The following is a 26,444-nucleotide window of genomic DNA, read 5'->3' on the forward strand; positions in this document are numbered from 1 at the left end:
TCCGAGTCGCCGTCGGAGGGACACGCTATGGCAATCGAGTTCGCACACAGCCCGTTACTGACGTTCATACTGGCACTGGTAGCGGTCGTATTCCTGTTGGTCGTCTTGGACCTCCCGGCGTTCGTCGGGTTGATCATCGCGGCGTTCTTCGTCGGCATACTCAACGTCGTCTTCGTCCCCGACTTCGAGGCCGCACAGGCCGCCGGCGCGGTCGCGACGGCGTTCGGGAACGGGATGGCCGGCATCGGCATACCCATCCTGATGGCGGCAGTGATCGGCAAATCGATGCTGGAGAGCGGTGCTGCACAGCGCATCGTCAGGGGGTTCCAGAACCTGCTGGGGGAGGAGAACTCCGACTACGCGCTGTGGGGTAGCAGCACGATCCTCGCTATCCCGGTGTTCTTCGACAGCGTGTTCTACCTCATGGCACCGCTCGCCCGGTCGATGCGCGCCCGCGTCGGGCGCGACTACGCGCTGTTCATCGTCGTCGTCGGGGCCGGCGCGGCGACGGCCCACGTCTTCGTCCCGCCGACGCCCGGCCCCCTCGCCGTCGCGGCGGAGATCGGCGTCAACCTGGGAATGACGATCCTCGTCGGCATCGCTACCGCGCTCCCGGCGGCGTTCGTCGCGGGCATCGTCTACGGGCGCTGGATAAACTCGCGGTTGGACATCCCACTGCGGGACGCGATGGCAACTACCACCGAGGAGCTGGAGGAACTGGCCGACCGTGACACGCGAAGCCTCCCGGGCGTGCTCGAATCGCTCGCACCCATCCTGCTCGCCGTCCTCCTCATCGCGTCGCTCACCGCCATCAACACGTTCGAAGAGTCCGTCCCCGCGCTGTCGGTACTCAGACCCTACGCCGCGTTCCTCGGCGACAAGAACGTCGCGCTGACGATCGCGGCGCTCGCGGCCGCGTGGACGTTCTACCGGTACAACGACCTAGACCAGAGCGAGTGGGCCGACGAGTTGACGGAGGCGCTGAAAAGCGGCGGCAACATCGCCGCCATCACGGCCGCCGGCGGTGCCTTCGGCGCGCTGCTGGCGGCGTCCGGCGTCGGCGACTACATCACCGGCGCGCTCTCCGGCGTCGGCATTCCGCTGCTGGTCAGCGCGTGGCTCATCGCCGCCATCATCCGCATCGCACAGGGGTCGGCGACGGCCGCGATGCTCACCACTGCGGGTATCATGGCTCCGCAGGTGCCGGAACTGGCCGTCCATCCGGCCTTCCTCGTGATGGCTATCGGCGCGGGCGGGAACATCTTCTCGTGGTACAACGACTCCGGGTTCTGGCTGGTCAAGGAGATCGGCGGCCTCACGCAGGCCGAGACGCTGAAGACCTGGACCGTCCTCACGACGATAATCGCCGTCACGGGTCTCATCACGACGCTGGTGTTCGCATCCGTCGTTCCGTTGACCTGACCAGCAGATAGGCGTCGTCTGGAGGGGACGCTCCTCTCCGCCACTCGTCCGGCGGACACCGTCAGAAGAACTGGAACAGGTCGTCCCGCTGTGCCTCGTGCAGGTGGTGACGCACCGCCTCGTTCAGGGCGTCGATGTTGCCGCGTTTGGCGGAGATGGGCGCGATGGTCTCCTGCCACTGCTGCCACGGCGGGTGGAGACCGAGTCGGTCACAGAGGTCGTCTAGGCGTTCGTCCTCGTCGTCGACCTTGTCCATCTTGTTGACGGCGACGACGGGTTCGACGCCGACCTCCCGGAGGAAGTGAAACATCTCGACGTCGTGGGGGATCTCCTCGGGACCGGAGTGGCGGTCGATGATGTCGACGACGCTCTTGCCGTCGACGACGAGGATACCGACCAGAATCTTCTCGGCGTTCGCTTCGACGTAGCGGACCACGTCGGTCTTGATCTCCTCGCGGACGTCCTCGGGGACGCCCTTCATGAAGCCGAAGCCGGGGAGGTCCGTGAGGACGAAATCCGGCCCGGCCCAGTCGTAGTGGTTGGGCTTGCGGGTGACGCCGGGGCGCTGGCCGGTGTCGAACGTGTGGCCGGTCAGCTCTCGCATCAGCGTCGACTTGCCGACGTTGGAGCGGCCGACGAGGACCACCTCGGCGTCGCGGTCCGGGCGTGAGTCGAACATACCGCCGGTACAGCGCCGACGGGGAAAAGCGCGTCAGTTTGGCTTTCACGGTGCTCGACCGCGACGCTACCGTTCGTGCAACGTTACGCTGAGGTCGCCGTCTCGCACCGTCGCGGTCATCATCGTCGTCCGCTCGGCGGGGGCCGCACCCGTTACGCTCCCGGGATTCAGCAGTCGTACGCCGTCGTGAGTCGTATCCAGCACCTCGTGGGTGTGGCCCGAGACACCGACGGCGTCGCTGTCCGCTCCATCGGCTTCCTCGCGGACGATGCCGGCGACGCGGTCCTCGTATCCGCGATGCGGACCGGTGCCGTGCGTGACGACGAAGGTGACGCCGCCGAGTTCGACCGTCGCTCGGTCGGGAAGTCCGATACGCGGGTCCATGTTCCCCGCGACGGCGGTCAAGCGAGACGACATCGCTCTGACGTTCGACAGCGCGCCCTCGCTGTCGAAGTCCCCGGCGTGGATCACGTGGTCGGCCGCTTCGATGCGCTCTTCGAAGGCAGCGGGTATCTCGGCCGCCCGCGACGGGATGTGCGTGTCGCTGATGAGTGCAACGTCCATGACCGCCGGTTCGGCGGCCGGCGACAAAATCGTTCGTCCGCTACTCGGGGGTTTCCGTCGTCGCGAACAGCCCTTCGAGTTCCTCGAGGCGATCGACGAGCGTCTCGATGCCCTCGTTTATGTCCGCCACGCGCTGGTCGATGTCGTCGGCCGGAATCGCGCCCTGCGGCGTCGGGTCGACCAACTCGTCGTCCTCCAGCATCCGGAGCGAGTACCGTACCTTGTGTTCCGGAATCCCAGTCTCCTCGGAGAGCCGAACGATGCCGATCGGTCCGTTGTTGATGACCGCTTCGAGAATCGTCAGGTCTCGCCCCTCCTTTTCGACCTGATTGCTCAGCCTTTCCATGCCCATAGAGAATCGTATCTATCCGTACTGCGTGCCGATACATAAACGCCCCAGTTGTGGCATCGTCAGCGTAGCGGTTCGCTCCATTCACCGCGTCGTTGCGAGGCCCTTCGCTTCGCTCCTCGTTCACTTATCGGGAGGGGCGCGAACGGAGTGAGCGGTCCTCCCTACTCCTCGACCGGCGTCCGCCGCAACTCGTCCAACTGGTCGCGCAACTTCGAGAGCTCCGTCTCCAGTTCCTCGCGGCGGTCGATGAGCGCGCTCAGCTCCTCGGTGTTGACCGAGTAGTCGTTCTCCAGGGCCACGTCGAGGGCGTCGGTGGTCGCCGCCGCGAGGTCCGTCGAGACCCGGAGCACTTCGCTCGGCGTCCCGCGCGACTCGTACAGTTGCTGGTCGCCCGAGAGCGGGCTGTAGGCTATCATCGGCGACTCGACGCCGTGGTGGTACGTGACCGTGTAGCTGGTGTCCGTCACCGGGTTGAGCCGATCCTCCGCCCGCTCGGTCCTGACGATGTTGAACGGCTCGGCGAGCGTCGGGTAGGTCTCCGCGAGGTCGCGCAGGCGGTCGGCGGCGGTCACGTCGAGTTGCGCCTCCACGTCGCCGAAGAACTGCCGGGAGTTCGTCAGACTGAACGCGACGGTGTAGAAGACGGACTCGTCGCTGTCCGCGAGGTTTCGCACCCGCTCGCGGACCTCGCCGTGACGCCCCTCGATGGTCATCTTCTCCAACTCTTCGAGCAGCGCCCGGACGCCCGCCTCGCGTTCGAGGAAGGCCTCGACGATCGCGCCGGGCATCGTCTCGCCCTCTACGTCGTCCATGCCCTCCGTTGGAACGTGCCCACTAAACAGTCTATCGGCGAACGGACCGGTACGCCGACGCGACAGCGGGGACAAAACATATGCCGGATTGGCGTCTTGCTTCCTACGTCCGCCTCCCGGGGCGGGCCTATGACAGGGCGAGGGGCGCACACCCCTCACACGCCACACTTTCCACCGATAGGTCATTGTTATAGCCGCGCTAACCCCGCTATCGCTCGCGAGAGCCGTCGCTATACACGTGCTAACGGGTTCAAATTCTTCGTCTGCGTTTCCTCGAACTCGCCGCCGCTCGGTGACGAGACACCTCGCTGGGGGAATTGAGTTAGAGAGAAAGCGCCCGGAGCGGATGGAGCAATCGCTACGCGATTGCGAACGTCGAGAGACGAAGTCTCTCGGGATTTGAACCGGAGGAAGACTCACGTTGTTCGTCTCCCAGGGTTCAAACCCCTCTCGTCGTTTCACCTGCTCACGATGACGAGCACACGCTACGCGGTGCTCGTCGAAATTGTCCGCAGTAGAAGACGCCCGGATCGGGATTTGAACCCGGGCAAACGCTCACTACCGTTCGCGTTTGCGTGGCTCTAATCCCTTGTCTGCGTTTCCTCGAACTCGCTGTCGCTCGGCGATAAAACGCCTCGCTGGGGGAGTTATGTTAGAGAGAAAGCGCCCGGAGCGGGATTTGAACCCGCGTCACGACCGTGACAGGGTCGTATGATGGGCCACTACACCATCCGGGCACGCTGCCTTGCTGCACTTCTTCGTATCCCGGTGTTAGTATTAAGGCTTTCCAAAGGAAGGCGCTCTGTGATGGGTACCCGTGGCGGGACCCAAACTTCTATATCTGGGCTGGCCGAACTGGCTGGTACGCGAGTTCGTCCCAAAGCTCCCGGCGTGGGGGGAGAGATGGGCCGAGTAGCTACTGCCGGCCGAGTTAGTAAGCGTTATACCGATGCCGACAATAACGACCTGTAGTATCTCGTGACAGCAACCTTCTCCAGTAGCAGGCCCCACGCACACGCACACACATGGTAGATGTAAGTCAACACGACCTCGTCCCCGACCACAGCGTCGTCGACGAGGACGACCTCGACGCAGTGCTCGAGGAGTACGACATCAAGCGCACCGACCTTCCGAAAATCAAGCGTGCCGACCCGGCGCTCCCGGAGGACGCCGAGGTCGGCGACGTCATTCGAATCGAACGCGACTCGCGAACGACCGACGTCGCGGTCGTCTATCGACTGGTGGTGGAATAATGGACACACAGGACCGACGCGCAATCTCGCGTGAGTACTTCGCCAAGGAACGGCTCGCAGAACATCACTTCCGCTCGTTCAACTCCTTCCTCGACCGGGGGATGCAACAGGTCGTCGACGAGAAGGAGACCATCGACACCGACATCGGCGACAAAGAGGGTCAGGAGCCGGTGTGGGTCGAGCTCGGCGACGTCCGCGTCGTCACGCCCCGCGTCCGAGAGGCCGACGGGAGCGAGGAACTGCTCTACCCGCAGGAGGCCCGTCTCCGCAACATCACCTACTCCGCGCCGGTGTTCATGGAGATGGCCATCGTCCGCGGCGGCGAGGAGGAACCCGAGGAAGTCGTCGACCGGACCGAGACCAAGATCGGGCGGATGCCCGTCATGGTCGGCTCGAACAAGTGTAACATCGCCGGCTTCTCCGACGAGGAACTGATCGACATCGGCGAGGACCCCGCCGACCCAGGCGGCTACTTCGTGGTCAACGGCTCCGAGCGGGTGCTGATGACCAGCGAGGACCTCGCTCCGAACAAGATCCTCGCCGAGTACGACACGAAGTACGGCGACGAGGTGCAGGTCGCCAAGACGTTCTCCCAGCGCCGCGGGTACCGAGCGCTCGTCCTCTGTGAGCGCACCCGCGACGGCCTGCTCGAAGTCTCCTTCCCGTCTGTCTCCGGAAGCATCGACTTCGTGACGCTGGTCCGGGCGCTCGGCCTGGAATCCGACGAGGAGATCGTCCACCGCGTCAGCGAGGACCCCGAAATCGTGAAGTTCATGCTGGAGAACTTAGAGGAAGCGGAGGTCCAGACCACCGAGGGCGCGATCGAGACTCTCGGCCAGCGCGTCGCCTCCGGACAGGGGAAGAACTACCAGCTGAAGCGGGCCAACTACGTCATCGACCGGTATCTCCTGCCGCACCTCCACGAGGAGGGCGTCGACGAGGAGGAGGTCCGCATCAACAAGGCGTACTACCTCTGCCGGATGGCCGAGGCCTGCTTCGAACTCGCGCTCGACCGGCGCGAGTCCGACGACAAGGACCACTACGCCAACAAGCGCCTGAAGGTCAGCGGCGACCTGATGACCGACCTGTTCCGGACGGCGCTGAACAAGCTCGCCCGGGACGTGAAGTACCAGCTCGAACGCGCGAACATGCGGAACCGCCAACTGTCTGTCTCCACGGTGGTCCGCTCGGACGTGCTGACCGAACGGCTCGAACACCCGATCGCGACGGGGAACTGGGTCGGCGGCCGCTCGGGCGTCTCGCAACTGGTCGACCGGACGGACTTCATGGGGGTTCTCTCTCACCTCCGTCGCCTGCGCTCGCCGCTCAGCCGCTCCCAGCCTCACTTCGAGGCGCGTGACCTGCACGCGACCCAGTGGGGTCGAATCTGCCCCTCCGAGACGCCGGAGGGACCGAACTGCGGTCTGGTGAAGAACTTCGCCCAGGCGATGGAGCTGTCACAGGACGTCGAGGACAATCAGGAACTGAAGCAGGAACTCGCGGACATGGGGGTCCAGGGCATCCCCGGAATCGAATCCATCCAACAGCAGCCCGCGGACGATTAACATGAGTCAGGGACGCGAAGCCAAAGTATACGTGAACGGTAGCCTGGTCGGGACACACCCCGACCCCGAACAGCTCGCAGAACAGGTCCGACAGGCCCGACGGCGGGGGGACGTCTCCCAGATGGTCAACGTCTCGGTCAAGGACCGCACCGAGGAGGTCATCATCAACGCCGACGCCGGCCGCGCCCGACGCCCCCTGCTGGTCGTCGAGGACGGCGAGCCGCTCATCTCCGAGGAGGAGGTCGAGCAGGTCAAAGACGACGAGCTGGAGTTCGAGGAGCTCGTCGAACGCGGCGTCGTGGAGTTCATCGACGCCGAGGAGGAGGAGGACATCCTCGTCGGTGTCGACGAGACGGAACTCACCGAGAACCACACGCACCTCGAAGTCGACCCACAGCTGATGTTCGGGATCGGTGCGGGGATGATCCCGTACCCCGAGCACAACGCCAGCCCCCGCATTACGATGGGGTCGGGGATGATCAAGCAGTCGCTCGGACTGCCGAGCGCGAACTACCGCATCCGCCCCGATACGCGCCAGCACCTGCTGCACTACCCGCAGCTCTCGATGGTCAAGACCCAGACCACCGAGCAGATCGGCTACGACGACCGGCCGGCCGCACAGAACTTCGTCGTCGCCGTCATGAGCTACGAGGGGTTCAACATCGAGGACGCCCTGGTCATGAACCAGGGGTCGGTCGACCGCGCGCTCGCCCGTTCGCACTTCTTCCGGACCTACGAGGGCGAGGAGCGCCGTTACCCCGGCGGACAGGAGGACCGCTTCGAGATGCCCGACGACGAGGTCCGCGGCGCTCGCGGCGAGGAGGCGTACACCCACCTCGACGACGACGGCCTGGTCAACCCCGAGACGGACGTCGGCGAGAACGCCGTCCTGCTCGGGAAGACGAGCCCGCCCCGGTTCCTCGAAGAGCCGGACGACATGGGCGGTCTCTCCCCGCAGAAGCGCCGGGAGACGAGCGTGACGATGCGCTCGGGCGAGTCCGGCGTCGTCGACACGGTGACGCTGATGGAGGGCGAGGACGGCTCGAAGCTCTCGAAGGTCTCGGTGCGCGACGAGCGCATCCCCGAACTCGGGGACAAGTTCGCCAGCCGACACGGCCAGAAGGGCGTCGTCGGCCACATCGCGCCCCAGGAGGACATGCCCTTCACCGAGGAGGGCGTCGTCCCGGACCTCATCATCAACCCGCACGCGCTGCCGTCGCGGATGACGGTGGGGCACATCCTGGAGATGATCGGCGGGAAGGTCGGCGCGCTGGAGGGCCGCCGCGTCGACGGCACCGCCTTCACCGGCGAAGACGAGGAGCGGCTCCGCGGCTCGCTCGAGGAGCACGGCTTCGACTCCTCGGGCAAGGAGACGATGTACTCCGGCGTCACCGGCGAGAAGATTGAAGCGGACATCTTCGTCGGCGACATCTTCTACCAGAAGCTCTACCACATGGTCTCGAACAAGCTGCACGCCCGCTCGCGCGGGCCGGTGCAGGTGCTCACCCGCCAGCCCACCGAGGGGCGCGCCCGCGAGGGCGGCCTGCGCGTGGGCGAGATGGAACGGGACGTGCTCATCGGGCACGGCGCGGCGATGGCCCTCAAAGAGCGTCTGCTCGACGAGTCCGACCGCGAGTTCATCAACGTCTGTGGCCGCTGTGGGATGACCGCCGTCGAGAACGTCGAACAGCGCCGGGTCTACTGTCCGAACTGCGAGGAGGAGACGGACATCCACGAGGTGGAGATGTCCTACGCGTTCAAGCTCCTCTTAGACGAGATGAAGGCGCTCGGCATCGCCCCGCGAATCGAACTGGAGGACGCAGTCTAAGATGAGTTCCCAACAGACACCACAGGAGATCGGTCAGCTCAGTTTCGGGCTGATGGACCCCGAGGAGTACCGCGAGATGTCGGCGACGAAGGTCATCACGGCCGACACCTACGACGACGACGGATTCCCCATCGATATGGGGCTGATGGACCCGCGACTGGGCGTCATCGACCCCGGACTGGAGTGTAAGACCTGCGGGAAACACAGCGGGTCGTGTAACGGCCACTTCGGTCACATCGAACTGGCCGCGCCCGTTATCCACGTCGGGTTCGCGAAGCTCATCCGACGGCTCCTTCGGGGGACCTGCCGGGAGTGTTCACGGCTCTGCCTCGACGAGCACGAGCGCGACGAGTTCACCGAGCGCCTCCAGCGGACCCGCGACCTCGGCCGCGACCTGAACGACGTGACAAAGGCCGCCATCCGGCAGGCCCGGAAGAAGGACCGCTGTCCGTTCTGCGGCGAGAAACAGTACGACATCAAACACGAGAAGCCGACCACCTACTACGAGGTCCAGCAGGTGCTCGCTTCCGACTACCCCGACCGCCTCGCCGCCGCGATGGAAGAGGCCGAGGACCGCATCTCGCCGCCGGAACTCGCAGAGGAGACCGGCATCGACTCGGGCCGCGTCCAGCAGATCCTCAGCGGCGAGTTCCGCCCGCGACAGGAGGACCGCCGCGCCTTAGAGAAGGCGCTGTCGGTCGACCTGACCGAGGAGGACATGAACAAGCTCATGCCCTCGGACATCCGGGACTGGTTCGAGGACATCCCGGACGGGGACATCGAAGTGCTCGGGATGAACCCCGAGCGGTCCCGCCCCGAGTGGATGATTCTCACCGTTCTTCCGGTACCGCCGGTCACCGCCCGCCCCTCGATCACGCTGGACAACGGCCAGCGCAGCGAGGACGACCTGACCCACAAACTGGTCGACATCATCCGCATCAACCAGCGGTTCATGGAGAACCGCGAGGCGGGTGCTCCCCAGCTCATCATCGAGGACCTCTGGGAACTGCTCCAGTACCACGTCACCACGTTCATGGACAACGAGATCTCGGGGACGCCGCCGGCGCGACACCGCTCCGGTCGCCCGCTGAAGACGCTCTCGCAGCGGCTGAAGGGCAAGGAGGGCCGGTTCCGCGGCTCGCTCTCGGGGAAGCGCGTCAACTTCTCGGCGCGGACCGTCATCTCGCCGGACCCGACCCTCTCGATGAACGAAGTCGGCGTCCCGACGCGGGTCGCCCGGGAGATGACCCAGACGATGAACGTCAACGAGCGCAACCTCGACAACGCTCGGCGCTACGTCGCCAACGGTCCGGAGGGCCATCCCGGCGCGAACTACGTCCGACGACCGGACGGCCGCCGGCTGAAGGTCACCGAGAAGAACTGCGAGGAACTCGCGGAGAAGGTCGAGCCCGGCTGGGAAGTCTCCCGGCACCTCGTCGACGGCGACATCATCATCTTCAACCGGCAGCCGTCGCTGCACCGGATGTCCATCATGGCCCACGAAGTGGTCGTGATGCCGTACAAGACGTTCCGGCTCAATACCGTCGTCTGCCCGCCGTACAACGCCGACTTCGACGGCGACGAGATGAACATGCACGCCCTGCAGAACGAGGAGGCCCGCGCGGAGGCCCGCGTCCTCATGCGCGTGCAGGAACAGATGCTCTCGCCGCGCTTCGGGGAGAACATCATCGGCGCGATTCAGGACCACATCAGCGGGACGTACCTGCTGACTCACACTAACCCGCACTTCAACGAGACGCAGGCGCTGGACCTACTGCGGGCGACGCGTATCGACGAGCTGCCCGAGCCGGACGGCGAGGAAGACGGCGAGGCGTACTGGACGGGACGCTCCCTCTTCTCTGAACTCCTGCCCGACGACCTCAACTTGGAGTTCACCGCCTCGGCCGGCGACACCGTCTCCATCGAGAACGGCGAGATGACCTCGGGGACCATCGACGAGGACGCGGTCGGCGCGTTCGGCGGCGAGGTCGTCGACACCATCGCCAAGGACTACTCGAAGACGCGCGCCCGCATCCTCGTCAACGAGGTCTCGGCGCTGGCGATGCGCGCCATCATGCACTTCGGGTTCTCCATCGGGATCGACGACGAGTCGATCCCCCGCGAGGCCGAAGAGCAGATCAACGACGCCATCGACTCCGCCTACGACCGCGTCGAGGAGCTCATCGACACCTACGACCGGGGCGAACTCGAATCGCTGCCCGGCCGAACCGTCGACGAGACCTTAGAGATGAAGATCATGCAGACGCTCGGCAAGGCGCGTGACTCCGCCGGTGACATCGCCGAGGACCACTTCAGCGACGACAACCCGGCGGTCGTCATGGCCGAGTCCGGCGCCCGCGGGTCGATGCTGAACCTGACCCAGATGGCCGGCTGTGTCGGCCAGCAGGCAGTCCGGGGCGAGCGGATCAACCGCGGTTACGAGGGCCGCACCCTCTCGCACTTCGAGGAGGGCGACCTCTCGGCTGACGCCCACGGCTTCGTGGAAGCCTCCTACCGCTCGGGGCTCGGGCCGAAGGAGTTCTTCTTCCACGCGATGGGGGGCCGCGAGGGGCTGGTGGACACGGCAGTCCGTACCTCCAAGTCCGGCTACCTCCAGCGCCGGCTCATCAACGCGCTCTCCGAACTCGAGACGCAGTACGACGGCACCGTCCGGGACACCTCGGACACCATCGTCCAGTTCGAGTTCGGCGAGGACGGCACGTCGCCGGTCAACGTCTCCTCCAATCAGGACGAGGCCGCCGTCGACGTCGAGCAGATCGCCGACAGCGTACTGAACGAGGAGTTCCAGGACGACAAGCAGAAAGAGAGCTTCCTCGGGCAGCGCACCGAGCGCACCAACCTCTCGGAACACGCCGACGACTGGTGGATGGCCGAGGGAGACGACTGAACCATGACGAACGTCACCGAAGACATCGAAGCCGTCGTCGAGGACACGCAGCTCCCGCGCCGGCTGAAAGACGAAGTGTACAGCTCCATCGAAGCCCGTGACGTCACCGTCGCGGAGGCCGACGAGATCGCCCAGGCCGTCGAGACGCGCTACATGAACACGCGCGTCGACCCGCTGGACCCCGTCGGCACCGTCTCCGCGCAGTCCATCGGGGAGCCGGGGACGCAGATGACGATGAACACGTTCCACTACGCGGGCGTCGCCGAGATCGACGTGACCCAGGGCCTGCCGCGACTCATCGAGCTGGTCGACGCGCGGAAGACGCCCGACACGCCGATGATGACCGTCCATCTGGACGAGGAGCACGCCGAGGACCGCGAGCGCGCACACGAGGTCGTCTGGAAGATCGAGGCCACGCGCATCCTCGCGCTCGGCGACATCTCGACGAACGTCGCGGACATGCTCGTCCAGATCGACCTGAACGAGGACACGCTGCTCGAACGGTGGCCGACGATGAACGACACCGAGGCCATCGCCGAGGAGATCGCCGACATCATCGAGTCGAACCTCGGCGTCCAAACCCAGCAGGCCGGGACGGTCATCGAGTTCGGCCCCGAGGAGCCGAGCTACCGTGACCTCCTCCAGTTGGTCGAGGAGCTGCGCGACATCGTCTTCAAGGGCATCGAGGAGATCTCCCGCGTCGTCATCCGCAAGGAGGAGACCGACAACGGCGAGGAGTTCGTCCTCTACACCGAGGGCTCGGACTTCGGCGAGGTGCTCGGCATCGAGGGCGTCGACGCCTCCCGGACGACGTGTAACAACATCCACGAGATCTACCGGAGCCTCGGCGTCGAGGCCGCCCGCGAGACGCTCATCAACGAGACGATGAACACGCTCGAAGAGCAGGGCCTCGACGACGTGAACGTCCGTCACCTGATGCTGGTCGCGGACATCATGACCAACGAGGGGACCATCGAGTCCATCGGTCGCCACGGGATCAGCGGGTCGAAAGACTCCGTGCTCGCCCGGGCGGCCTTCGAGGTGACGGTCAACCACCTGCTCGACGCCGCCATTCACGGCGAGGTCGACGAGCTCGACGGCGTCACGGAGAACGTCATCGTCGGCAAGCCCATCAAGCTCGGCACCGGCGACGTGGACCTCCGCATGGGCGCGAGTCAGGACTGATGCGAATCGAGATCTCGGACGAAGCGCGCCGACTGGTCGCCCTCTTCGAGGACGAGGCCGACGTCACCGTCCGGGATTGCGTCGTCGACGAGGCCCACGACCAGATCGTCTACCTGATCAAGCGCGGCGAGATGGCCGACGCCATCGGGCCGGGCGGTCAGACGGTCGGTACCGTCGAGGAGCAGCTCGGCCGCGACGTGAAACTCGTCGAAGACGCCGAGACGGCCGAGAACTTCGTCGCCAACGCGCTCGCACCGGCGGCGGTGTACAACGTCACCGTCTCCGAGAACGACGACACCGTCGCCTACGTCGAGGTGGCACAGGAAGACCGCGGGGCGGCCATCGGTCGCGAGGGGCGCAACATCGACGCCGCGCGCCAGCTCGCGAAGCGGCACTTCGGAATCGACGGTATCGAGCTGACCTGAAAACGAGTCGAGTGGGGTCGGCTCGGTCGAACTTTCTTCAGTCGTCGCCGGCCACCGAGCGGTCGGTCGCGTCGGGGTCGTAGACGTCCGTATCGGTCATGGGCATCTGTGCCGTCTCCACGTCGAACTGCGTGAGGAGGTCGCGGAGGTCGGTGGCCTGTCCGGACAGCGACTCGATGCTCGTCGTCACCTCGTTGATGGTGGCCGTCTGTTGCTCCGTGGCCGCGGCGACGTTCTCGGCCTGGCTGGCGGTCTCCTCGCTGATGGACCCGACTTCGTCAACCATCGCGACGGTCTCTTCGGTGGCGCTCGCCTGCTCGTCCGTCGCGCGGTTGATCGACTGGATGCCGTCGTTGACGGCGTCGACCCGGTCGACGATGGTCTCCAGGGACTCGATGGCGTCGTCGACGGTCTCGATGCCGTCGGTGACGCTGTCGCCCATCTCCCGGATGTCGTCGACGGCGGTGCTCGTCGAGGACTGCACGTCGTCGATGACGGCCGACACCTCGTCGGTCGCCGTGCCGGTCTCCTGTGCGAGTTGCTTGATCTCGTCGGCGACGACGGCGAAGCCTTCGCCGGCCTCGCCGGCGCGGGCGGCCTCGATCGAGGCGTTCAGCGCCAGCATGTTCGTCTGTTCCGCGATGTCGTCGATGAGGTCGACCACGTCGCCGATGTGACTCATCTCCTCGTCGAGGGCTTCGACCCGGTCGATGGTCTCGTCGGCGCGCGCCTCGATGTCGTTCATCACGTCCATCGCCTCCGTGGCGCGCTCGCTGCCGGTCTCGCCGACGTCGGCGGCCTCGTCGGCGGTGCCGGCCACCTCGTCGGCCTGTGCGGCCACCTCCTCGATGGTCGCGGAGAGGTTCGACATCTCGTCTGCGGCCTGCTGGAGGTTCTCGTGCTGTCTGTCCGCACCGGAGGCGATCTCCTGGACGGACTCGCTGACCTCCTCGCTGGCGTCGCGGACCTCGGTGGCGCTGGCGGTGATCTGGTCGGCCGAGCCGTCGACGTCGGCCGCGAACTCGCGGATGTGGACGACCGTCTGGCCCAGCTGGGCGAGCATCGCGTTGAACGCCCGTGCGATCTCGTCCATCGCTTCGGTCCCGGTCTCGGTGTCGAGTCGCTGGGTCATATCGCCCTCGGCGGCCAGGCGCATCACGTCGGAGAACTCCTCGGCCTGTCGTTCGAGCGAGTCGGCGAGTTCCTCGGCCTCCCGCTGAGCGGTTTCGGCGTCCGTCTTCGCCGCCTCGATCTCGGTGACGAACTGCTGGAGGTCGGTCTGCATGGCCGAGAGCGATTCGCCGAGGCGACCCGGCACCTCCTCGTCTAAGACTGGGTCGTCGAACTCCTGTGCGGCTAGCGCGTCGGCCTGGTCCGCGACAGTGCCGAGATACGCCTGGATGTCGGTGAACGCCCGCTCGACCTGTCCGATCTCGTCCATCCGCTCGCTCGATTCGGTCTCGTCGATTCGGCCGGCGGCCAGCGCCTCGGCGCGGTCGGCGACGCCGGTCAGCGACCGCTTGATGTCGCGGCCGACGAACGCGCCGAAGGCGACGAACCCGAGCAGCGCGAGACCGATGAGCGCGAACAGGTACTGCTGCACCTGATTGCGTAACGCGAAGACGTTCTCGGTGGGAGCACGCTTGACGACGACCCAATTGGTGCCCGCCACGGGCGCGTAACTCAGCACTTCGTCGCCGGCCTGCACGACGCCGCTGGACCCATTCGCGGCCGCCGCGACGGCTCGCTTCTCCGTTTCGCCTTCGTAGGCACCGAATATGAGCGAGGTGTTATCGGCGAAGACGATCTCGTCTCTCGCGCTGCCCGACTCGACCACCTGCGTTTCGCCGCCCTCGATAGAGTTGCTGAACGCCTGTGAGCGCTGACTGACGTTGTAGAACGCGACTGTCATGTAGTTGGTCCGCGGAACGGTGCTGGCGAAGGCCATGTAGTAGTGGTCCTCGTACTTGAAGACCTTCGACCGTGCGACGTCGTCGGTACCGCTGAGGATGAGCGACCCCCGATTCCACGCGATACCGAACTGGAAGAGCGAGCGACCGGGATATCCCTCGACCGTACTCCGGTCGATCCGCATCGTCGACTGATTCACGAGATTGATCGCGTGAATCGACTCTCCCATCCGCTGTTTCTCGCTCTCGAACGTCGCCTCGGCCCGCGTCGCCGTCGCGTCGCTGACGAAGTAGTGATTCGACAGTAGCCGCGTCGTCCGCGACTGTCGTTCGAGCCAGCCATCCATCGACTCCGCTTCCTGCTCGGTGGTCGTCCGCAGTTCGTTCGTTCGCTGGTCGGTCAGTTCGCTCGCGATCGCGGTCTGTGCAGTCAGGCCGGCACCCGTGACGACGACGGCGATGACGGCCACGGCGACGGCGAACTTTCGGAGGTAGCTCCGCCGTACGAAATCTGGCAGCAGTTCGGTTGTCTTCATCGACTCTTAGCTCTTCTGTAGCGGTTTTTCGACGCTCTACGTAAGTTCTCGCTTCCAGTTATCACGAATAAGTATCGCGACGGAGCCGTGGAAACGATGTTCGTCATTCCCGGTGTGATCGCCGGTATCGTGTGTGCGAACGCCACGCATCGGCCGTCTCGGTCGCCGACGAAAGAGGAGTCTTAAGTATCTCGGCAGGATACGGAAGCGTACTATGGCAAACGGCAAATACGCCGCGCGCAAACTCAAGAAGGACCGCCAGCAGCACCGGTGGTCCGACTCTGATTACGCGCGCCGCGAACGCGGGCTCGGGAAGAAGTCCGACCCGCTCGAGGGCGCGCCGCAGGGTCGAGGCATCGTCTTAGAGAAGGTGGGCATCGAAGCGAAACAGCCCAACTCCGCGATCCGAAAGTGCGTCCGCGTTCAGCTCATCAAGAACGGGAAGCAGGTCACCGCGTTCTGTCCCGGTGACGGCGCGATCTCGTTCATCGACGAGCACGACGAGGTCACCATCGCCGGGATCGGCGGTGCGAAGGGTCGCGCGATGGGCGACCTCTCCGGCGTCAACTACAAGGTCGAGAAGGTCAACGGCGTCTCCATGATCGAACTGGTCCGCGGCAACGCCGAGAAACCCGTCCGATAACCATGAGCGAGGAAGAACCACCCGAACCCGACGCCCCCGCCGGCACAGACGACGAAGAGGAGGAGACGGCCCGCGCCGAACTGTTCGGTACGTGGTCGGTCACGGACATCGAGTACTCCGACCCCTCGACCGAGCGCTACATCACGGTCACGCCCATCGCGCATACGATGGGCCGACACGCCGACAAGCAGTTCAAGAAGTCCGAGATCAGCGTCGTCGAGCGCCTCATCAACCGCCTGATGCAGACCGACGAGAACACCGGCAAGAAGCAGCTTGCCACCTCCATCGTGCAGGACGCCTTCGAGATCGTCCACGAGCGCACGGAGGAGAACCCGGTGCAGGTGCTCGTCCGCGCCGTCGAGAACAGCGCCCCCCGCGAGGAGACCGTCCGCCTGAAGTACGGTGGCATCTCCGTCCCGAAGGCCGTCGACGTCGCGCCCCAGCGCCGCGTCGACCAGGCCCTGAAGTTCCTCGCCGAGGGCGTCTACGGCAGTTCCTTCAAGACGACCACCAACGCCGAGGAAGCGCTGGCCCAGCAGCTCGTCGGGGCCGCAAACGACGACGTCCAGGCGTACTCGGTCAACCAGAAAGAAGAGAAAGAGCGCGTCGCGGCCGCCGCTCGCTGATCTGCGACTGTCTTTTCCGATTTTGCTAGCGGGCAGCGACGGCCGTCCTCCCCGATCGGTGAACCGTCGATTATATTCTGGTTGACGAGAGAGGAGAGCGTATGTCACAACAGCACGAATCCGTCGAGCTGGTGGGCGACGAGACAGTCAGGCACTTCACGACCGCCGTCCTCATCGCGGCGCTGACCGCGGCGCTCTCGTACGTGTCGATACCGCTCCCCGGGGCGCTCCCGCCGTTCTCGCTGCAGCACTTCGGGATGTTCTTCGCTGGCTTGCTGCTCGGACCGCTGTGGGGCGGGCTGGCCCTTTCGCTCTACCTCTTGGTGGGTCTCGCCGGCGTGCCGGTGTTCTCGAACGGCGGCGCGGGACTCGGCTACTTCCTCGGGCCGACCGGCGGCTTCCTGCTCGGCTTTCTGGTCGGGGCGGTCGTCGCCGGGGCGATCGTCCATCGCCGCGTCGAACCGCGGTCCCTGTCGTCGGTATCGACCGCGATTCAGGTTGCAGGGTTGCTCGCGGCCGTGGTCGCGGTGTACGTCGTCGGCGTGCCGTGGATGGCCGCGGTCACCGGGCTGTCGCTCGGCCGCGCGGGTGCGACGATGGCTCCGTACTTCGCGGTCGACGTGGTGAAAGCCGGCGTCGCCGTCGCCATCGTCCGGGGCGGCTCCCTCGCGGGGCGATGATCGCCGTCGAGGACCTCGTCTCCGGCTACGACGACCCCGTCCTCGACGGCGTCTCGCTCTCGATTCCCGACGGCGAGTTCTGCCTGCTCGTCGGCCCGAACGGGAGCGGGAAGACGACGCTGGTCCGGCACTTCAACGCGCTGTTGACGCCCGACGAGGGGACGGTCGCGGTCGACGGGACCGACGTGACCGAGCGGCCGGTCGCCGCGCGGACGAGCGTCGGGATGGTGTTCCAACAGCCGCGGGACCAGTTCGTCGCCGCGACGGTCGGCGCGGACGTGGCGTTCGGTCCGGAGAACCTCGGGCTGGACCGCGAAGAGATCGACCGCCGGGTCGAGGCCGCGCTCGCGGCGGTGGACTTAGACGGCCGGGCGGACGAGCGACTGGACGAACTCTCGGGCGGCGAGCAGGCCCGGGCGGCCATCGCCGGCGCGCTGGCGATGGAGCCGTCGTATCTCGTGCTGGACGAACCGCTGACGGGGCTGGACTGGCCGGCGCGGGAGTCGGTGCTCGCCCATCTCGATACGTTACACGCCGAGGGCACCGGCGTCGTCGTCGTCACCCACGACCTGCGGGACCTCCACGAGCGGGCCGACCGCGTCGTCGGGTTGCGCGACGGCCGCGTCGTTCTCGACGACGTTCCCGAACGAGCCCTCGACGAAGTGTCGGCTCTCGGCGTTCGAGATCCGCGATGCTGAGCTATCGGCCCGGCGACACCGTCGTCCACCGGCTCGACCCGCGGTCGAAACTGCTTGTGCAGTTCGGGCTCGCCGTCGCCGTCGTCGCCCACTCGACCGCGCCGTGGCTCGTCGGAGCGACGCTCTTTTCGCTGCTCGTGCTGGCGGCCGCGCGGCTCTCACCGCTCGCGGTCTGTCGCTCGTACCGAATCGTCCTCGCGGTGCTGGCGTTCGCGCCCCTGATCGCGGGCGTCGCGCTGGGTCCGCCGTGGTTTCGGGTCGAACCGGCGCTTCGTTCCGCGCGACTCGTCGCCCGCGTCGTCCCGGTCCTCTTCGTGAGCGCCGCCTACCTGACGACGACGCCGGTCAGGGAGACGCGCGCGGCCGTCCAGCGGCTCGTTCCGGGCAAACCCGGACAGCTGCTCGGCGTCGGGATGGCGCTGGTCGTCCGCCTCTTTCCGGTCGTGCTGGGCGACGTTCGGGAGGTTCGGGACGCGATGCTGGCCCGCGGCGGGCAGCGCCGCCCGGCGTGGGTCCGCGCCCGCTTGCTCGCCGTCCGCTCGCTCGACCGGACGCTCGCGCGCTCCGACCGCCTGAGCGCGGCGCTCCGGGCGCGCTGTTTCGCCTGGAACCCGACGCTGCCGCCGCTCTCCTTCGAACGACGCGACTATCCGGTGCTCGCGGTGGGAATCGCGCTCGCGCTGTCGCCAGCGACGGCGCTCCTCTAGTCGGCGGCCTGCCCGCCGTCGCCGCTGGCGTACGCTCTGGTGACGTCGACGAGCGCCTTCCGGAACTCCGACTCGTCGGGGTCGGGCGACAGCGACTCGAAGTGACGCTTGAACTCCGCGAGGTCCACATCGGCGGCGTCGTGGGCAGCCGCGTGCGCGAGGTCGTACATCCGGTGGCCCTCGTCGACGAGGTCGTGGCGCTCACACAGCGCCAGCGCGAACGCGGCGTTGACCGCGGTGATGTCGGGGTCAGACGCCGGCGTCAGCCGCTCCCAGCCCGGCTGTTCGACCGGGCGGTCGGCGACGGCCGCCGCGAGGCTCGCCTCCAGAAAGCCCACGAGTTTGTCCCCCGGTGCCATCGCCATCCAGACGTCGTCGGCGTAGACGTCTTTCATGTGGTTCGCTATCTGATAGCAGTGCGTGAGCTTCCGCCGCTCGACGGAACGGCCGGCCAGCGCGAGGTAGATCGCCTCCTCCGTCGACTGCGTGTGCGAGGGGTGACCTCGTTCGTGGTGGTGCATGTGGGCGAACTCGTGCAGCGCGAGTTCGCGGGCCATCGCGCTGGTCGCCGCCTGTCGGGAAATGGTCAGCCGGTGGCCGTGGTCGTCGTGGCTCACCCGAGTGCGCTCGTCCGGGCTCTGTTCTATCCGTACCGTCACGGGTCGTTCGAGGTCGTACTCGGTCGAAAAGAGGTTCCGGGCCCCGAGAAACGGTTCGGCCGGCCCGCCCCGTACGTGGACATCCATGTGTCACGTTCACAGGCGTCGAAGCGGTATGTCTCTTGTGGAGCGCGCACTCGTCGCCGGATTTTCCGGACCGCGAGACTGCCCCATCGGGTCAGTCGCCGCCCGCGTCGCTCGGACCAGATTCTTCGCGTGCGAATAGCACGCTCACATGGAAACACTATCCTTTTGACCCTCCTGTTGATACGCTTCTGTATAATGGGCCGACGTAAGAAAATCGTTCAGGAATGTGAGACACTGATGGACGACCCGGAGCACATCCGGAACATCGCCATCGCCGCTCACGTCGACCACGGCAAGACGACGCTGACGGACAACCTGCTCGCCGGCGCGGGCATGATCTCCGACGACACGGCCGGCCAACAGCTGGCCATGGACACGGAGGAAGACGAACAGGAGCGCGGGATCACCATCGACGCCGCGAACGTCTCGATGACTCACGAGTACGAGGACCAGAACCACCTCATCAACCTCATCGACACCCCCGGCCACGTCGACTTCGGTGGCGACGTGACCCGCGCGATGCGCGCCGTCGACGGCGCGCTCGTGGTCGTCGACGCCGTCGAAGGCGCCATGCCCCAGACCGAGACGGTCCTCCGGCAGGCCCTGCGCGAGGGCGTCAAGCCCACGCTGTTCATCAACAAGGTCGACCGTCTCATCTCGGAACTGCAGGAGGGTCCCGAGGAGATGCAGTCCCGGCTGCTCGACGTCATCCGCGACGTCAACGACCTCATCCGCGGGATGACCGAGGAGATGGACGACATCGAGGACTGGACGGTCTCCGTCGAGGAAGGCACCGTCGGCTTCGGCTCCGCGCTCTACAAGTGGGGAGTCTCGATGCCCTCGATGCAGCGCACCGGGATGGACTTCGGCGAGATCATGGAACTGGAGCGCGCCGACAAGCGCCAGGAACTCCACGAGCGCACGCCGCTCTCGGACGTCGTGCTGGACATGGTCTGTGAGCACTTCCCGAACCCCATCGACGCCCAGCCCCGTCGTATCCCGCGCATCTGGCGCGGCGACGCGGAGTCCGAACTCGCAGAGGGGATGCGACTGGTCGACGAGGACGGCGAGATCGTCCTGATGGTCACCGACATCGGCGTCGACCCCCACGCCGGCGAGATCGCCGCCGGGCGCGTCTTCTCCGGGACGCTGGAGAAGGGCCAGGAGCTGTACGTCTCCGGCACCGCCGGCAAGAACCGCATCCAGAGCGTCGGCATCTACATGGGCGGCGAGCGCGAGGAAGTCGAGCGCGTCCCCGCCGGCAACATCGCCGCCGTCACCGGTCTCAAAGACGCCATCGCCGGATCGACCGTCTCCAGCGTCGAGATGACGCCCTTCGAGTCCATCGAGCACATCTCGGAGCCGGTCATCACGAAATCCGTCGAGGCCCAGAACATGGACGACCTGCCGAAGCTCATCCAGACGCTCCAGCAGGTCGCGAAGGAGGACCCGACCATCCAGATCGAGATCAACGAGGACACCGGCGAGCACCTCATCTCCGGGCAGGGCGAACTCCACCTCGAAGTCATCGGCCAGCGTATCGAGCGCAACCAGGGCATCCCGATCAACACCGGGGAGCCGATCGTCGTCTACCGCGAGGCCCCGCAGTCCAACTCCCGCGAGGTCGAGGGGCGCTCGCCGAACAACCACAACCGGTTCTACATCACCGTCGAACCGCTCAGCGACGACATCGTCGAGACCATCAAGCTCGGCGAGGCGTCGATGGACATGCCCGAACTGGAGCGCCGCGAGGCGCTGCAAGAGGCCGGCATGGACAAGGACGACTCCCAGAACATCGAGCACATCCACGGGACCAACATCCTGCTCGACGAGACGAAGGGTATCCAGCACCTCAACGAGACGATGGAACTCGTCATCGAGGGGCTCGAAGAGGCCCTCGACGACGGCCCGCTGGCCGCGGAGCCAGTCCAGGGCTCGCTCCTGCGACTGCACGACGCCCGACTGCACGAGGACGCCATCCACCGCGGTCCCGCACAGGTCATCCCCGCCGTCCGTGAGGCCGTCCACAACGCCCTCGTCGACGCGGACATCAAACTGCTGGAGCCGATCCAGCAGGTCCGCATCGACGTGCCCAACGACCACATGGGCGCGGCGTCCGGCGAGATTCAGGGTCGCCGTGGCCGCGTCGACGACATGTACCAAGAGGGCGACCTGATGGTCGTCGAGGGCGTCGCGCCCGTCGACGAGATGATCGGGTTCTCCTCCGACATCCGCTCGGCCACCGAGGGCCGCGCCTCCTGGAACACCGAGAACGCCGGCTTCCAGGTCATGGCCGACAACCTCCAGCCCGAGAAGATCACCGAGATCCGAGAGCGCAAGGGCATGAAGACGGAACTGCCCGCCGCGATCGACTACTTCTAAACCACCTTTTTCTTCGTTGGGTGGCCTGCGGCCACCACGCCTCGAAAAACGTGGGCGAAAAAGGCTGGTCGTTCACTCCGTTCACGACCAGTGAAACCGCTCGCCGCTGGCGAGCGGTATGCTTCTTGGCATTTCTGTTCTACTCTCGCAGCCTATCGATTCGGTCGCCCAGTGCGGGCGTCTTCGAGAGCGGGTTCGGGAGACGTCGCCAGCCGCAGTCCCACACGCTTAGGGCGGTTCACGGCTAACCGGCGGTATGGCGAATCGACTTCACCAACTCGTGGATCTCCTCGTCGCGGGACTCATCGCGGGGACGTCCGTTTTCCTCTGGGGACTCGTGGTCCCACCGGCGATAGCGCTCTGGCTGGCGACGCTCTTCGCCGCGATATACTACTTCTCGCGCAACCCGTGGGGCACGCCGCGAGGCGAGCAGTTCAACGCGTTCATCGACGACCTCTACGACCGATACTTGCCCTGACGCCGCCCGCCAAACGGACGGTTTCTTATACGTGCCCCTGCTGAGTCTCCCACAATGAGCGGCACTACTGCACAGGAGGTGAGCGGGCGATGAGCGACTCGACCGACGAGGTGCGATCCTACACAGTTCGGCTGGAACTGGTCGACGAACCGGGCGAGCTGCTGCGAGCGCTCGGCCCCATCGCCGACAGCGGCGGCAACCTCCTCTCTATCTTCCACGAGCGGGGTAACGTCACGCCCCGCGGGCACATCCCCGTTGAGGTCGACTTAGAGGCGACGCCCGAGCGCTTCGATGGAATCGTCGACGCGCTACGGGACGCCGGTATCAACGTCATCCAGGCCGGAGCCGAGCGCTACAGCGAGACGATGACGGTCATCCTCTCCGGGCATCTCATCGATACCGACCTCTCGGATACGCTCTCGCGCATCCAGGCGGCGACGAACGCCACGGTGACCGACCTCTCGCTCTCGGCCCCCGAAGGCACCGACGACGCCTCCAGCGCCCGCATCCGACTGGCGACCGAACAGGGCGCGGCCGACAGCATCCTCGAGACCGTCCGCGGGGTCGCCGACGAGAAGGAACTGCGGGTCATCGAGCCGCTGGCGACCGGAGGCGACCTATGAGACTGGCCGTCCTCGGTGCCGGTGCGGTCGGCTCCTCGGTTGCCGAACTGGCCGCCGACTACGGGCACACCGTGACCGCCTACGCGGACTCACAGAGCGCCGCGGTCGACGCGGACGGCCTCGACGTCGCGGCGGTCCTCGACCGCAAACAGACCGACGGCATCGTCGGCGACGACGACGCAGACGCGGCGCTGACCGCCGATTACGACGTCCTCGTCGAGGCGACGCCGACGACGCTCGGCGACGCCCAGCCCGGCTTCGGCCACGTCGAGGCGGCGCTCGAACGCGACCGCCACGTCGTGTTAGCCAACAAAGGCCCGGTCGCCGAGCGGTACGCCGACGTACGCGCGCTCGAACGCGAGAGCGGCGGCACCGTCCTCTTCGAGGCCACCGTCGGCGGCGCGATGCCTGTCCTCTCGACCATCGCCGACTTCGACCCCGAACACATCAACGCCGTCCGCGGCGTCCTCAACGGCACCGCGAACTTCATCCTCTCGCGGATGGCCGCCGAGGGACTCGGCTACGAACACGTCCTCGCGGAGGCCCAGGACCTCGGCGTCGCCGAGGCCGACCCGACCTTCGACGTGGACGGCACCGACGCGGCGCTCAAGGGCGTCATCGTCGCCAACGTCCTCGCGGGCGACGGCCGAGAGTACGCGCTCGAAGACGCCGACGTCGAGGGCATCCAGGACATCTCCGGAAGCGCGCTCGAACTGGCCGCCGAAGACGGCCGCACCGTCCGCCTCATCGCCGAGGTCGCCGACGGCGAGGTCCGCGTCGGCCCACGACTCGTCCCGGAGAACGCCCCGCTCGCGCCGACGGGCACGCGAAACATCGTCCAGCTGGAGACCGAACACGCCGGGCGACTCAACATCTCCGGCCGCGGTGCCGGCGGTCCCGAGACGGCGAGTGCCGTCCTCGCGGACGTCGGCCGCCTCCCGGAGCTGTAGGCGGTTTCCGCCGACGTGGTCGTCCCCGTCGCGTGACACCGCGTCCCAAATCGACAGACAGCGCCACTCTCCCCGGCGAGCGCTTTCGAAATCGTTTTATGAACCACTGGCTAAAGACTCCGATATAGCGCCCCTGCGCGTGAGAAACAACAATGAGCGACGAACAACACCAGAACCTGGCCATCATCGGCCACGTTGACCACGGGAAGAGTACGCTCGTCGGCCGACTCCTCTACGAGACAGGATCGGTACCGGAGCACGTCATCGAACAGCACAAGGAAGAGGCCGAGGAGAAGGGCAAGGGCGGCTTCGAGTTCGCCTACGTCATGGACAACCTCGCCGAAGAGCGCGAGCGCGGTGTCACCATCGACATCGCCCACCAGGAGTTCAGCACCGACGAGTACGACTTCACCATCGTCGACTGTCCTGGCCACCGCGACTTCGTCAAGAACATGATCACCGGCGCGAGCCAGGCAGACAACGCCGTGCTCGTCGTCGCCGCCGACGACGGCGTCCAGCCGCAGACCCAGGAACACGTCTTCCTGGCCCGCACCCTGGGCATCGGCGAACTCATCGTCGCCGTCAACAAGATGGACCTCGTCGACTACGGCGAGTCCGAGTACAAGCAGGTCGTCGAGGAAGTCAAGGACCTCCTCAACCAGGTCCGCTTCGATACGGAGAACGCGAAGTTCATCCCCGTCTCCGCCTTCGAGGGCGACAACATCGCCGAGGAGTCCGACCACACGGACTGGTACGACGGCGAAATTCTCCTCGAAGCGCTCAACGACCTGCCGGCACCGGAGCCGCCGACGGACGCGCCGCTCCGCCTGCCGATTCAGGACGTCTACACCATCTCCGGTATCGGTACCGTCCCGGTCGGCCGCGTCGAGACGGGTATCCTCAACACCGGCGACAACGTGAGCTTCCAGCCCTCGGACGTCTCCGGTGAGGTCAAGACCGTCGAGATGCACCACGAGGAAGTCCCGAAGGCGGAACCCGGTGACAACGTCGGGTTCAACGTCCGTGGCGTCGGCAAGGACGACATCCGCCGCGGTGACGTCTGTGGTCCCGCCGACGACCCGCCGTCGGTCGCCGAGACGTTCCAGGCCCAGATCGTCGTGATGCAGCACCCGTCGGTCATCACCGAGGGGTACACGCCGGTCTTCCACGCCCACACGGCACAGGTCGCCTGTACCGTCGAATCGCTCGACCAGAAAATCGACCCGGCCTCCGGCGAAGTCGCCGAGGAGAACCCCGACTTCATCCAGAACGGGGACGCCGCGGTCGTCACGGTCCGACCCCAGAAGCCCCTCAGCATCGAGCCGTCCTCCGAGATCCCGGAGCTCGGTTCGTTCGCGATCCGAGACATGGGCCAGACCATCGCCGCTGGGAAGGTCCTCAGCGTCAACGAGCGATAACACATGTCCCAGCAGGCACGCGTTCGGCTCGCGGGCACGAGCCCCGAGGACTTAGACGACATCTGCGCCGACGTGCGGGAGATCGCCGAGAAGACGGGCGTCGAACTCTCCGGCCCCGTCCCGCTCCCCACGAAGACGCTGGAGGTTCCCACCCGCAAGTCCCCCGACGGTGAGGGGACCGCGACGTGGGAACACTGGGAGATGCGAGTCCACAAGCGGCTCATCGACATCGACGCCGACGAACGGGCGCTGCGCCAGCTGATGCGCATCCAGGTGCCCAACGACGTCTCCATCGAGATCGTCCTCGAGGACTGAGCGAGACCGCAGGTTTCGCGAAAGCGGGCGTCTTCCGAAAACAGGCCATCCGGCCTACTCTCGTCGGCACTCGACCGCTTCCCGAATCGCACGCCGGGATACACACCACACACCGTGTGAATCGCTATCGAAGTTCGCCCTCACGCGCAGGGTTTTTACCACCCCGCGTTCGAGAGGGAGATGCGGGCTCGTAGATCAGTGGCAGATCGCTTCCTTCGCAAGGAAGAGGCCCCGGGTTCAAATCCCGGCGAGTCCATTCCTTCGCTCATTACGTTCGCTTAGTCGTGGACTCGCCGAACATCGCAAACGCGAAGCGTTTGCTCAATCCCGGCGAGTCCATGGTTCTTGCACCGCGAGCGAATCCGCGAGCGGCGCGAATCGCTGTCGATTCCCGAACCGTGAACGCCGCCCAGAAATGCTCGCTTCGCTGTGCCTTGCTGGCCTAGTTCAAACTCGCTCGGAGAGCACCTGCTGCTCACAGTATCGCTCACAGCGAAAATGCACCTCTCAGATTGTGAACGTCCGAAAGACTCGCTGCGCTCGCGGGACCGGAGACAGTTCGATCGTCAGTCAAGCGCAAAAGCCGCTCGAATGGAAATCGCGTAGAATCCGAATGCCGCCTCCCGGATTGTGAACCTTGCCGAGACAATCCGGGCATGTGGCTCGCTCCGCTCGCCATTCCGGGCTATGACTCGTCTCGTTCAAATCCGGTCGGGTCGCATATTTGCGGCTCACGAAG

24 protein-coding genes and 2 tRNA genes are annotated in these 26,444 nt (G+C 66.0%); 19 read left to right on the forward strand and 7 right to left on the reverse strand.

Annotated features, from left to right (window positions below; genetic code table 11):
- Window positions 1-27: 27 nt before the first annotated feature.
- A complete protein-coding gene (locus GO488_RS08000; RefSeq protein ID WP_162317240.1) occupies window positions 28-1,422 on the forward strand; it encodes a GntP family permease in 1,395 nt (464 codons plus the stop codon).
- A gap of 61 nt (window positions 1,423-1,483) precedes the next feature.
- Here the strand turns inward: GO488_RS08000 and engB are convergent, their stop codons facing one another.
- From engB to GO488_RS08025, 5 genes are all read right to left on the reverse strand, one after another.
- Window positions 1,484-2,101, reverse strand: a complete 618-nt coding sequence (gene engB, locus GO488_RS08005) for a GTP-binding protein EngB (RefSeq protein ID WP_162317241.1) — start codon at window positions 2,099-2,101, stop codon at window positions 1,484-1,486.
- Between the two features lie 66 nt (window positions 2,102-2,167).
- A complete protein-coding gene (locus GO488_RS08010) occupies window positions 2,168-2,665 on the reverse strand; it encodes a metallophosphoesterase family protein (protein ID WP_162317242.1) in 498 nt (165 codons plus the stop codon).
- A 40-nt stretch (window positions 2,666-2,705) separates the two neighbouring features.
- Window positions 2,706-3,011, reverse strand: a complete 306-nt coding sequence (locus tag GO488_RS08015; protein WP_174242488.1) for a winged helix-turn-helix transcriptional regulator — start codon at window positions 3,009-3,011, stop codon at window positions 2,706-2,708.
- A gap of 167 nt (window positions 3,012-3,178) precedes the next feature.
- On the reverse strand, window positions 3,179-3,829 hold the full coding sequence (locus GO488_RS08020) for a hypothetical protein (RefSeq protein ID WP_162317244.1): 651 nt from the start codon (window positions 3,827-3,829) through the stop codon (window positions 3,179-3,181).
- Between the two features lie 664 nt (window positions 3,830-4,493).
- A tRNA-Asp gene (locus GO488_RS08025) sits at window positions 4,494-4,566 on the reverse strand.
- A 288-nt stretch (window positions 4,567-4,854) separates the two neighbouring features.
- Here GO488_RS08025 and GO488_RS08030 point away from each other — a divergent pair.
- The 6 genes from GO488_RS08030 to GO488_RS08055 are packed head-to-tail and all read left to right on the forward strand — an operon-like array spanning window position 4,855 to window position 12,993.
- Entirely contained in the window at window positions 4,855-5,082 is a 228-nt protein-coding gene (locus GO488_RS08030) for a DNA-directed RNA polymerase subunit H (RefSeq protein ID WP_162317245.1), read from the forward strand.
- The gene (locus tag GO488_RS08035) at window positions 5,082-6,647 is read left to right on the forward strand and encodes a DNA-directed RNA polymerase subunit B'' (protein ID WP_162317246.1); all 1,566 of its coding nucleotides are present in this window, start codon (window positions 5,082-5,084) and stop codon (window positions 6,645-6,647) included. Before GO488_RS08030 ends, GO488_RS08035 begins: the two co-directional genes overlap by 1 nt.
- A 1-nt stretch (window position 6,648) precedes the next feature.
- Window positions 6,649-8,475 carry a DNA-directed RNA polymerase subunit B gene (rpoB, locus tag GO488_RS08040; protein WP_162317247.1) on the forward strand — a complete coding sequence of 609 codons (1,827 nt, stop codon included), beginning with the start codon at window positions 6,649-6,651 and terminating at the stop codon, window positions 8,473-8,475.
- A 1-nt stretch (window position 8,476) separates the two neighbouring features.
- On the forward strand, window positions 8,477-11,383 hold the full coding sequence (locus tag GO488_RS08045) for a DNA-directed RNA polymerase subunit A' (RefSeq protein WP_162317248.1): 2,907 nt from the start codon (window positions 8,477-8,479) through the stop codon (window positions 11,381-11,383).
- A gap of 3 nt (window positions 11,384-11,386) precedes the next feature.
- Window positions 11,387-12,568 carry a DNA-directed RNA polymerase subunit A'' gene (gene rpoA2, locus GO488_RS08050; RefSeq protein ID WP_162317249.1) on the forward strand — a complete coding sequence of 394 codons (1,182 nt, stop codon included), beginning with the start codon at window positions 11,387-11,389 and terminating at the stop codon, window positions 12,566-12,568.
- Window positions 12,568-12,993, forward strand: a complete 426-nt coding sequence (locus tag GO488_RS08055; protein ID WP_162317250.1) for a NusA-like transcription termination signal-binding factor — start codon at window positions 12,568-12,570, stop codon at window positions 12,991-12,993. Before rpoA2 ends, GO488_RS08055 begins: the two co-directional genes overlap by 1 nt.
- Before the next feature lie 37 nt (window positions 12,994-13,030).
- Here the strand turns inward: GO488_RS08055 and GO488_RS08060 are convergent, their stop codons facing one another.
- Complete coding sequence (locus tag GO488_RS08060) at window positions 13,031-15,439, reverse strand: methyl-accepting chemotaxis protein (protein WP_162317251.1); 2,409 nt, start codon at window positions 15,437-15,439, stop codon at window positions 13,031-13,033.
- 214 nt (window positions 15,440-15,653) lie between these two features.
- Between GO488_RS08060 and GO488_RS08065 the strand changes: the two genes are divergently transcribed.
- The 5 genes from GO488_RS08065 (at window position 15,654) to GO488_RS08085 (ending at window position 18,793) form a co-directional block, all read left to right on the forward strand.
- Window positions 15,654-16,082, forward strand: coding sequence for a 30S ribosomal protein S12 (locus GO488_RS08065; RefSeq protein ID WP_162317252.1), 429 nt, complete (start codon window positions 15,654-15,656; stop codon window positions 16,080-16,082).
- Window positions 16,083-16,084: 2 nt separating this feature from the next.
- Window positions 16,085-16,708 carry a 30S ribosomal protein S7 gene (locus tag GO488_RS08070; protein ID WP_162317253.1) on the forward strand — a complete coding sequence of 208 codons (624 nt, stop codon included), beginning with the start codon at window positions 16,085-16,087 and terminating at the stop codon, window positions 16,706-16,708.
- Between the two features lie 101 nt (window positions 16,709-16,809).
- A complete protein-coding gene (locus tag GO488_RS08075; RefSeq protein ID WP_162317254.1) occupies window positions 16,810-17,388 on the forward strand; it encodes a biotin transporter BioY in 579 nt (192 codons plus the stop codon).
- The gene (locus GO488_RS08080; protein WP_162317255.1) at window positions 17,385-18,086 is read left to right on the forward strand and encodes an energy-coupling factor ABC transporter ATP-binding protein; all 702 of its coding nucleotides are present in this window, start codon (window positions 17,385-17,387) and stop codon (window positions 18,084-18,086) included. Before GO488_RS08075 ends, GO488_RS08080 begins: the two co-directional genes overlap by 4 nt.
- The gene (locus GO488_RS08085; protein WP_162317256.1) at window positions 18,080-18,793 is read left to right on the forward strand and encodes an energy-coupling factor transporter transmembrane component T family protein; all 714 of its coding nucleotides are present in this window, start codon (window positions 18,080-18,082) and stop codon (window positions 18,791-18,793) included. Before GO488_RS08080 ends, GO488_RS08085 begins: the two co-directional genes overlap by 7 nt.
- Here the strand turns inward: GO488_RS08085 and GO488_RS08090 are convergent.
- A complete protein-coding gene (locus GO488_RS08090) occupies window positions 18,790-19,539 on the reverse strand; it encodes a DUF5781 family protein (protein WP_162317257.1) in 750 nt (249 codons plus the stop codon). The two genes, GO488_RS08085 and GO488_RS08090, sit on opposite strands and share 4 nt — an antisense overlap.
- A 195-nt stretch (window positions 19,540-19,734) precedes the next feature.
- On the opposite strand from GO488_RS08090, the gene GO488_RS08095 reads away from it, so the two are divergent.
- From GO488_RS08095 to GO488_RS08125, 7 genes are all read left to right on the forward strand, one after another.
- Window positions 19,735-21,921, forward strand: a complete 2,187-nt coding sequence (locus tag GO488_RS08095) for an elongation factor EF-2 (RefSeq protein WP_162317258.1) — start codon at window positions 19,735-19,737, stop codon at window positions 21,919-21,921.
- Between the two features lie 256 nt (window positions 21,922-22,177).
- A complete protein-coding gene (locus GO488_RS08100; RefSeq protein ID WP_162317259.1) occupies window positions 22,178-22,399 on the forward strand; it encodes a hypothetical protein in 222 nt (73 codons plus the stop codon).
- An 89-nt stretch (window positions 22,400-22,488) separates the two neighbouring features.
- On the forward strand, window positions 22,489-23,022 hold the full coding sequence (locus GO488_RS08105; protein ID WP_162317260.1) for an amino acid-binding protein: 534 nt from the start codon (window positions 22,489-22,491) through the stop codon (window positions 23,020-23,022).
- Window positions 23,019-23,972 carry a homoserine dehydrogenase gene (locus tag GO488_RS08110; RefSeq protein ID WP_162317261.1) on the forward strand — a complete coding sequence of 318 codons (954 nt, stop codon included), beginning with the start codon at window positions 23,019-23,021 and terminating at the stop codon, window positions 23,970-23,972. Before GO488_RS08105 ends, GO488_RS08110 begins: the two co-directional genes overlap by 4 nt.
- Window positions 23,973-24,124: 152 nt before the next feature.
- Window positions 24,125-25,390: a translation elongation factor EF-1 subunit alpha gene (tuf, locus tag GO488_RS08115; protein WP_162317262.1), complete on the forward strand. Its 1,266-nt coding sequence runs from the start codon at window positions 24,125-24,127 to the stop codon at window positions 25,388-25,390.
- Window positions 25,391-25,393: 3 nt separating this feature from the next.
- On the forward strand, window positions 25,394-25,705 hold the full coding sequence (gene rpsJ, locus GO488_RS08120; RefSeq protein ID WP_135305362.1) for a 30S ribosomal protein S10: 312 nt from the start codon (window positions 25,394-25,396) through the stop codon (window positions 25,703-25,705).
- Between the two features lie 184 nt (window positions 25,706-25,889).
- A tRNA-Ala gene (locus tag GO488_RS08125) sits at window positions 25,890-25,961 on the forward strand.
- The last annotated feature ends 483 nt before the right edge of the window (window positions 25,962-26,444 follow it).

The sequence above is a fragment of the Haloarcula limicola genome (assembly GCF_010119205.1).
Taxonomy (GTDB): domain Archaea; phylum Halobacteriota; class Halobacteria; order Halobacteriales; family Haloarculaceae; genus Haloarcula; species Haloarcula limicola.

Coding starts and splice junctions, on each gene's coding strand:
- GO488_RS08090 (WP_162317257.1), bottom strand. CDS start 19,539: ATGGATGTCCACGTACGGGGCGGGCCGGCCGAACCGTTTCTCGGGGCC.
- rpoB (WP_162317247.1), top strand. CDS start 6,649: ATGAGTCAGGGACGCGAAGCCAAAGTATACGTGAACGGTAGCCTGGTC.
- GO488_RS08105 (WP_162317260.1), top strand. CDS start 22,489: ATGAGCGACTCGACCGACGAGGTGCGATCCTACACAGTTCGGCTGGAA.
- GO488_RS08035 (WP_162317246.1), top strand. CDS start 5,082: ATGGACACACAGGACCGACGCGCAATCTCGCGTGAGTACTTCGCCAAG.
- engB (WP_162317241.1), bottom strand. CDS start 2,101: ATGTTCGACTCACGCCCGGACCGCGACGCCGAGGTGGTCCTCGTCGGC.
- GO488_RS08020 (WP_162317244.1), bottom strand. CDS start 3,829: ATGGACGACGTAGAGGGCGAGACGATGCCCGGCGCGATCGTCGAGGCC.
- GO488_RS08060 (WP_162317251.1), bottom strand. CDS start 15,439: ATGAAGACAACCGAACTGCTGCCAGATTTCGTACGGCGGAGCTACCTC.
- GO488_RS08095 (WP_162317258.1), top strand. CDS start 19,735: ATGGGCCGACGTAAGAAAATCGTTCAGGAATGTGAGACACTGATGGAC.
- GO488_RS08085 (WP_162317256.1), top strand. CDS start 18,080: ATGCTGAGCTATCGGCCCGGCGACACCGTCGTCCACCGGCTCGACCCG.
- GO488_RS08070 (WP_162317253.1), top strand. CDS start 16,085: ATGAGCGAGGAAGAACCACCCGAACCCGACGCCCCCGCCGGCACAGAC.
- GO488_RS08055 (WP_162317250.1), top strand. CDS start 12,568: ATGCGAATCGAGATCTCGGACGAAGCGCGCCGACTGGTCGCCCTCTTC.
- GO488_RS08075 (WP_162317254.1), top strand. CDS start 16,810: ATGTCACAACAGCACGAATCCGTCGAGCTGGTGGGCGACGAGACAGTC.
- GO488_RS08080 (WP_162317255.1), top strand. CDS start 17,385: ATGATCGCCGTCGAGGACCTCGTCTCCGGCTACGACGACCCCGTCCTC.
- tuf (WP_162317262.1), top strand. CDS start 24,125: ATGAGCGACGAACAACACCAGAACCTGGCCATCATCGGCCACGTTGAC.
- GO488_RS08010 (WP_162317242.1), bottom strand. CDS start 2,665: ATGGACGTTGCACTCATCAGCGACACGCACATCCCGTCGCGGGCGGCC.
- GO488_RS08100 (WP_162317259.1), top strand. CDS start 22,178: ATGGCGAATCGACTTCACCAACTCGTGGATCTCCTCGTCGCGGGACTC.
- rpoA2 (WP_162317249.1), top strand. CDS start 11,387: ATGACGAACGTCACCGAAGACATCGAAGCCGTCGTCGAGGACACGCAG.
- GO488_RS08045 (WP_162317248.1), top strand. CDS start 8,477: ATGAGTTCCCAACAGACACCACAGGAGATCGGTCAGCTCAGTTTCGGG.
- GO488_RS08065 (WP_162317252.1), top strand. CDS start 15,654: ATGGCAAACGGCAAATACGCCGCGCGCAAACTCAAGAAGGACCGCCAG.
- GO488_RS08030 (WP_162317245.1), top strand. CDS start 4,855: ATGGTAGATGTAAGTCAACACGACCTCGTCCCCGACCACAGCGTCGTC.
- GO488_RS08015 (WP_174242488.1), bottom strand. CDS start 3,011: ATGGAAAGGCTGAGCAATCAGGTCGAAAAGGAGGGGCGAGACCTGACG.
- rpsJ (WP_135305362.1), top strand. CDS start 25,394: ATGTCCCAGCAGGCACGCGTTCGGCTCGCGGGCACGAGCCCCGAGGAC.
- GO488_RS08000 (WP_162317240.1), top strand. CDS start 28: ATGGCAATCGAGTTCGCACACAGCCCGTTACTGACGTTCATACTGGCA.
- GO488_RS08110 (WP_162317261.1), top strand. CDS start 23,019: ATGAGACTGGCCGTCCTCGGTGCCGGTGCGGTCGGCTCCTCGGTTGCC.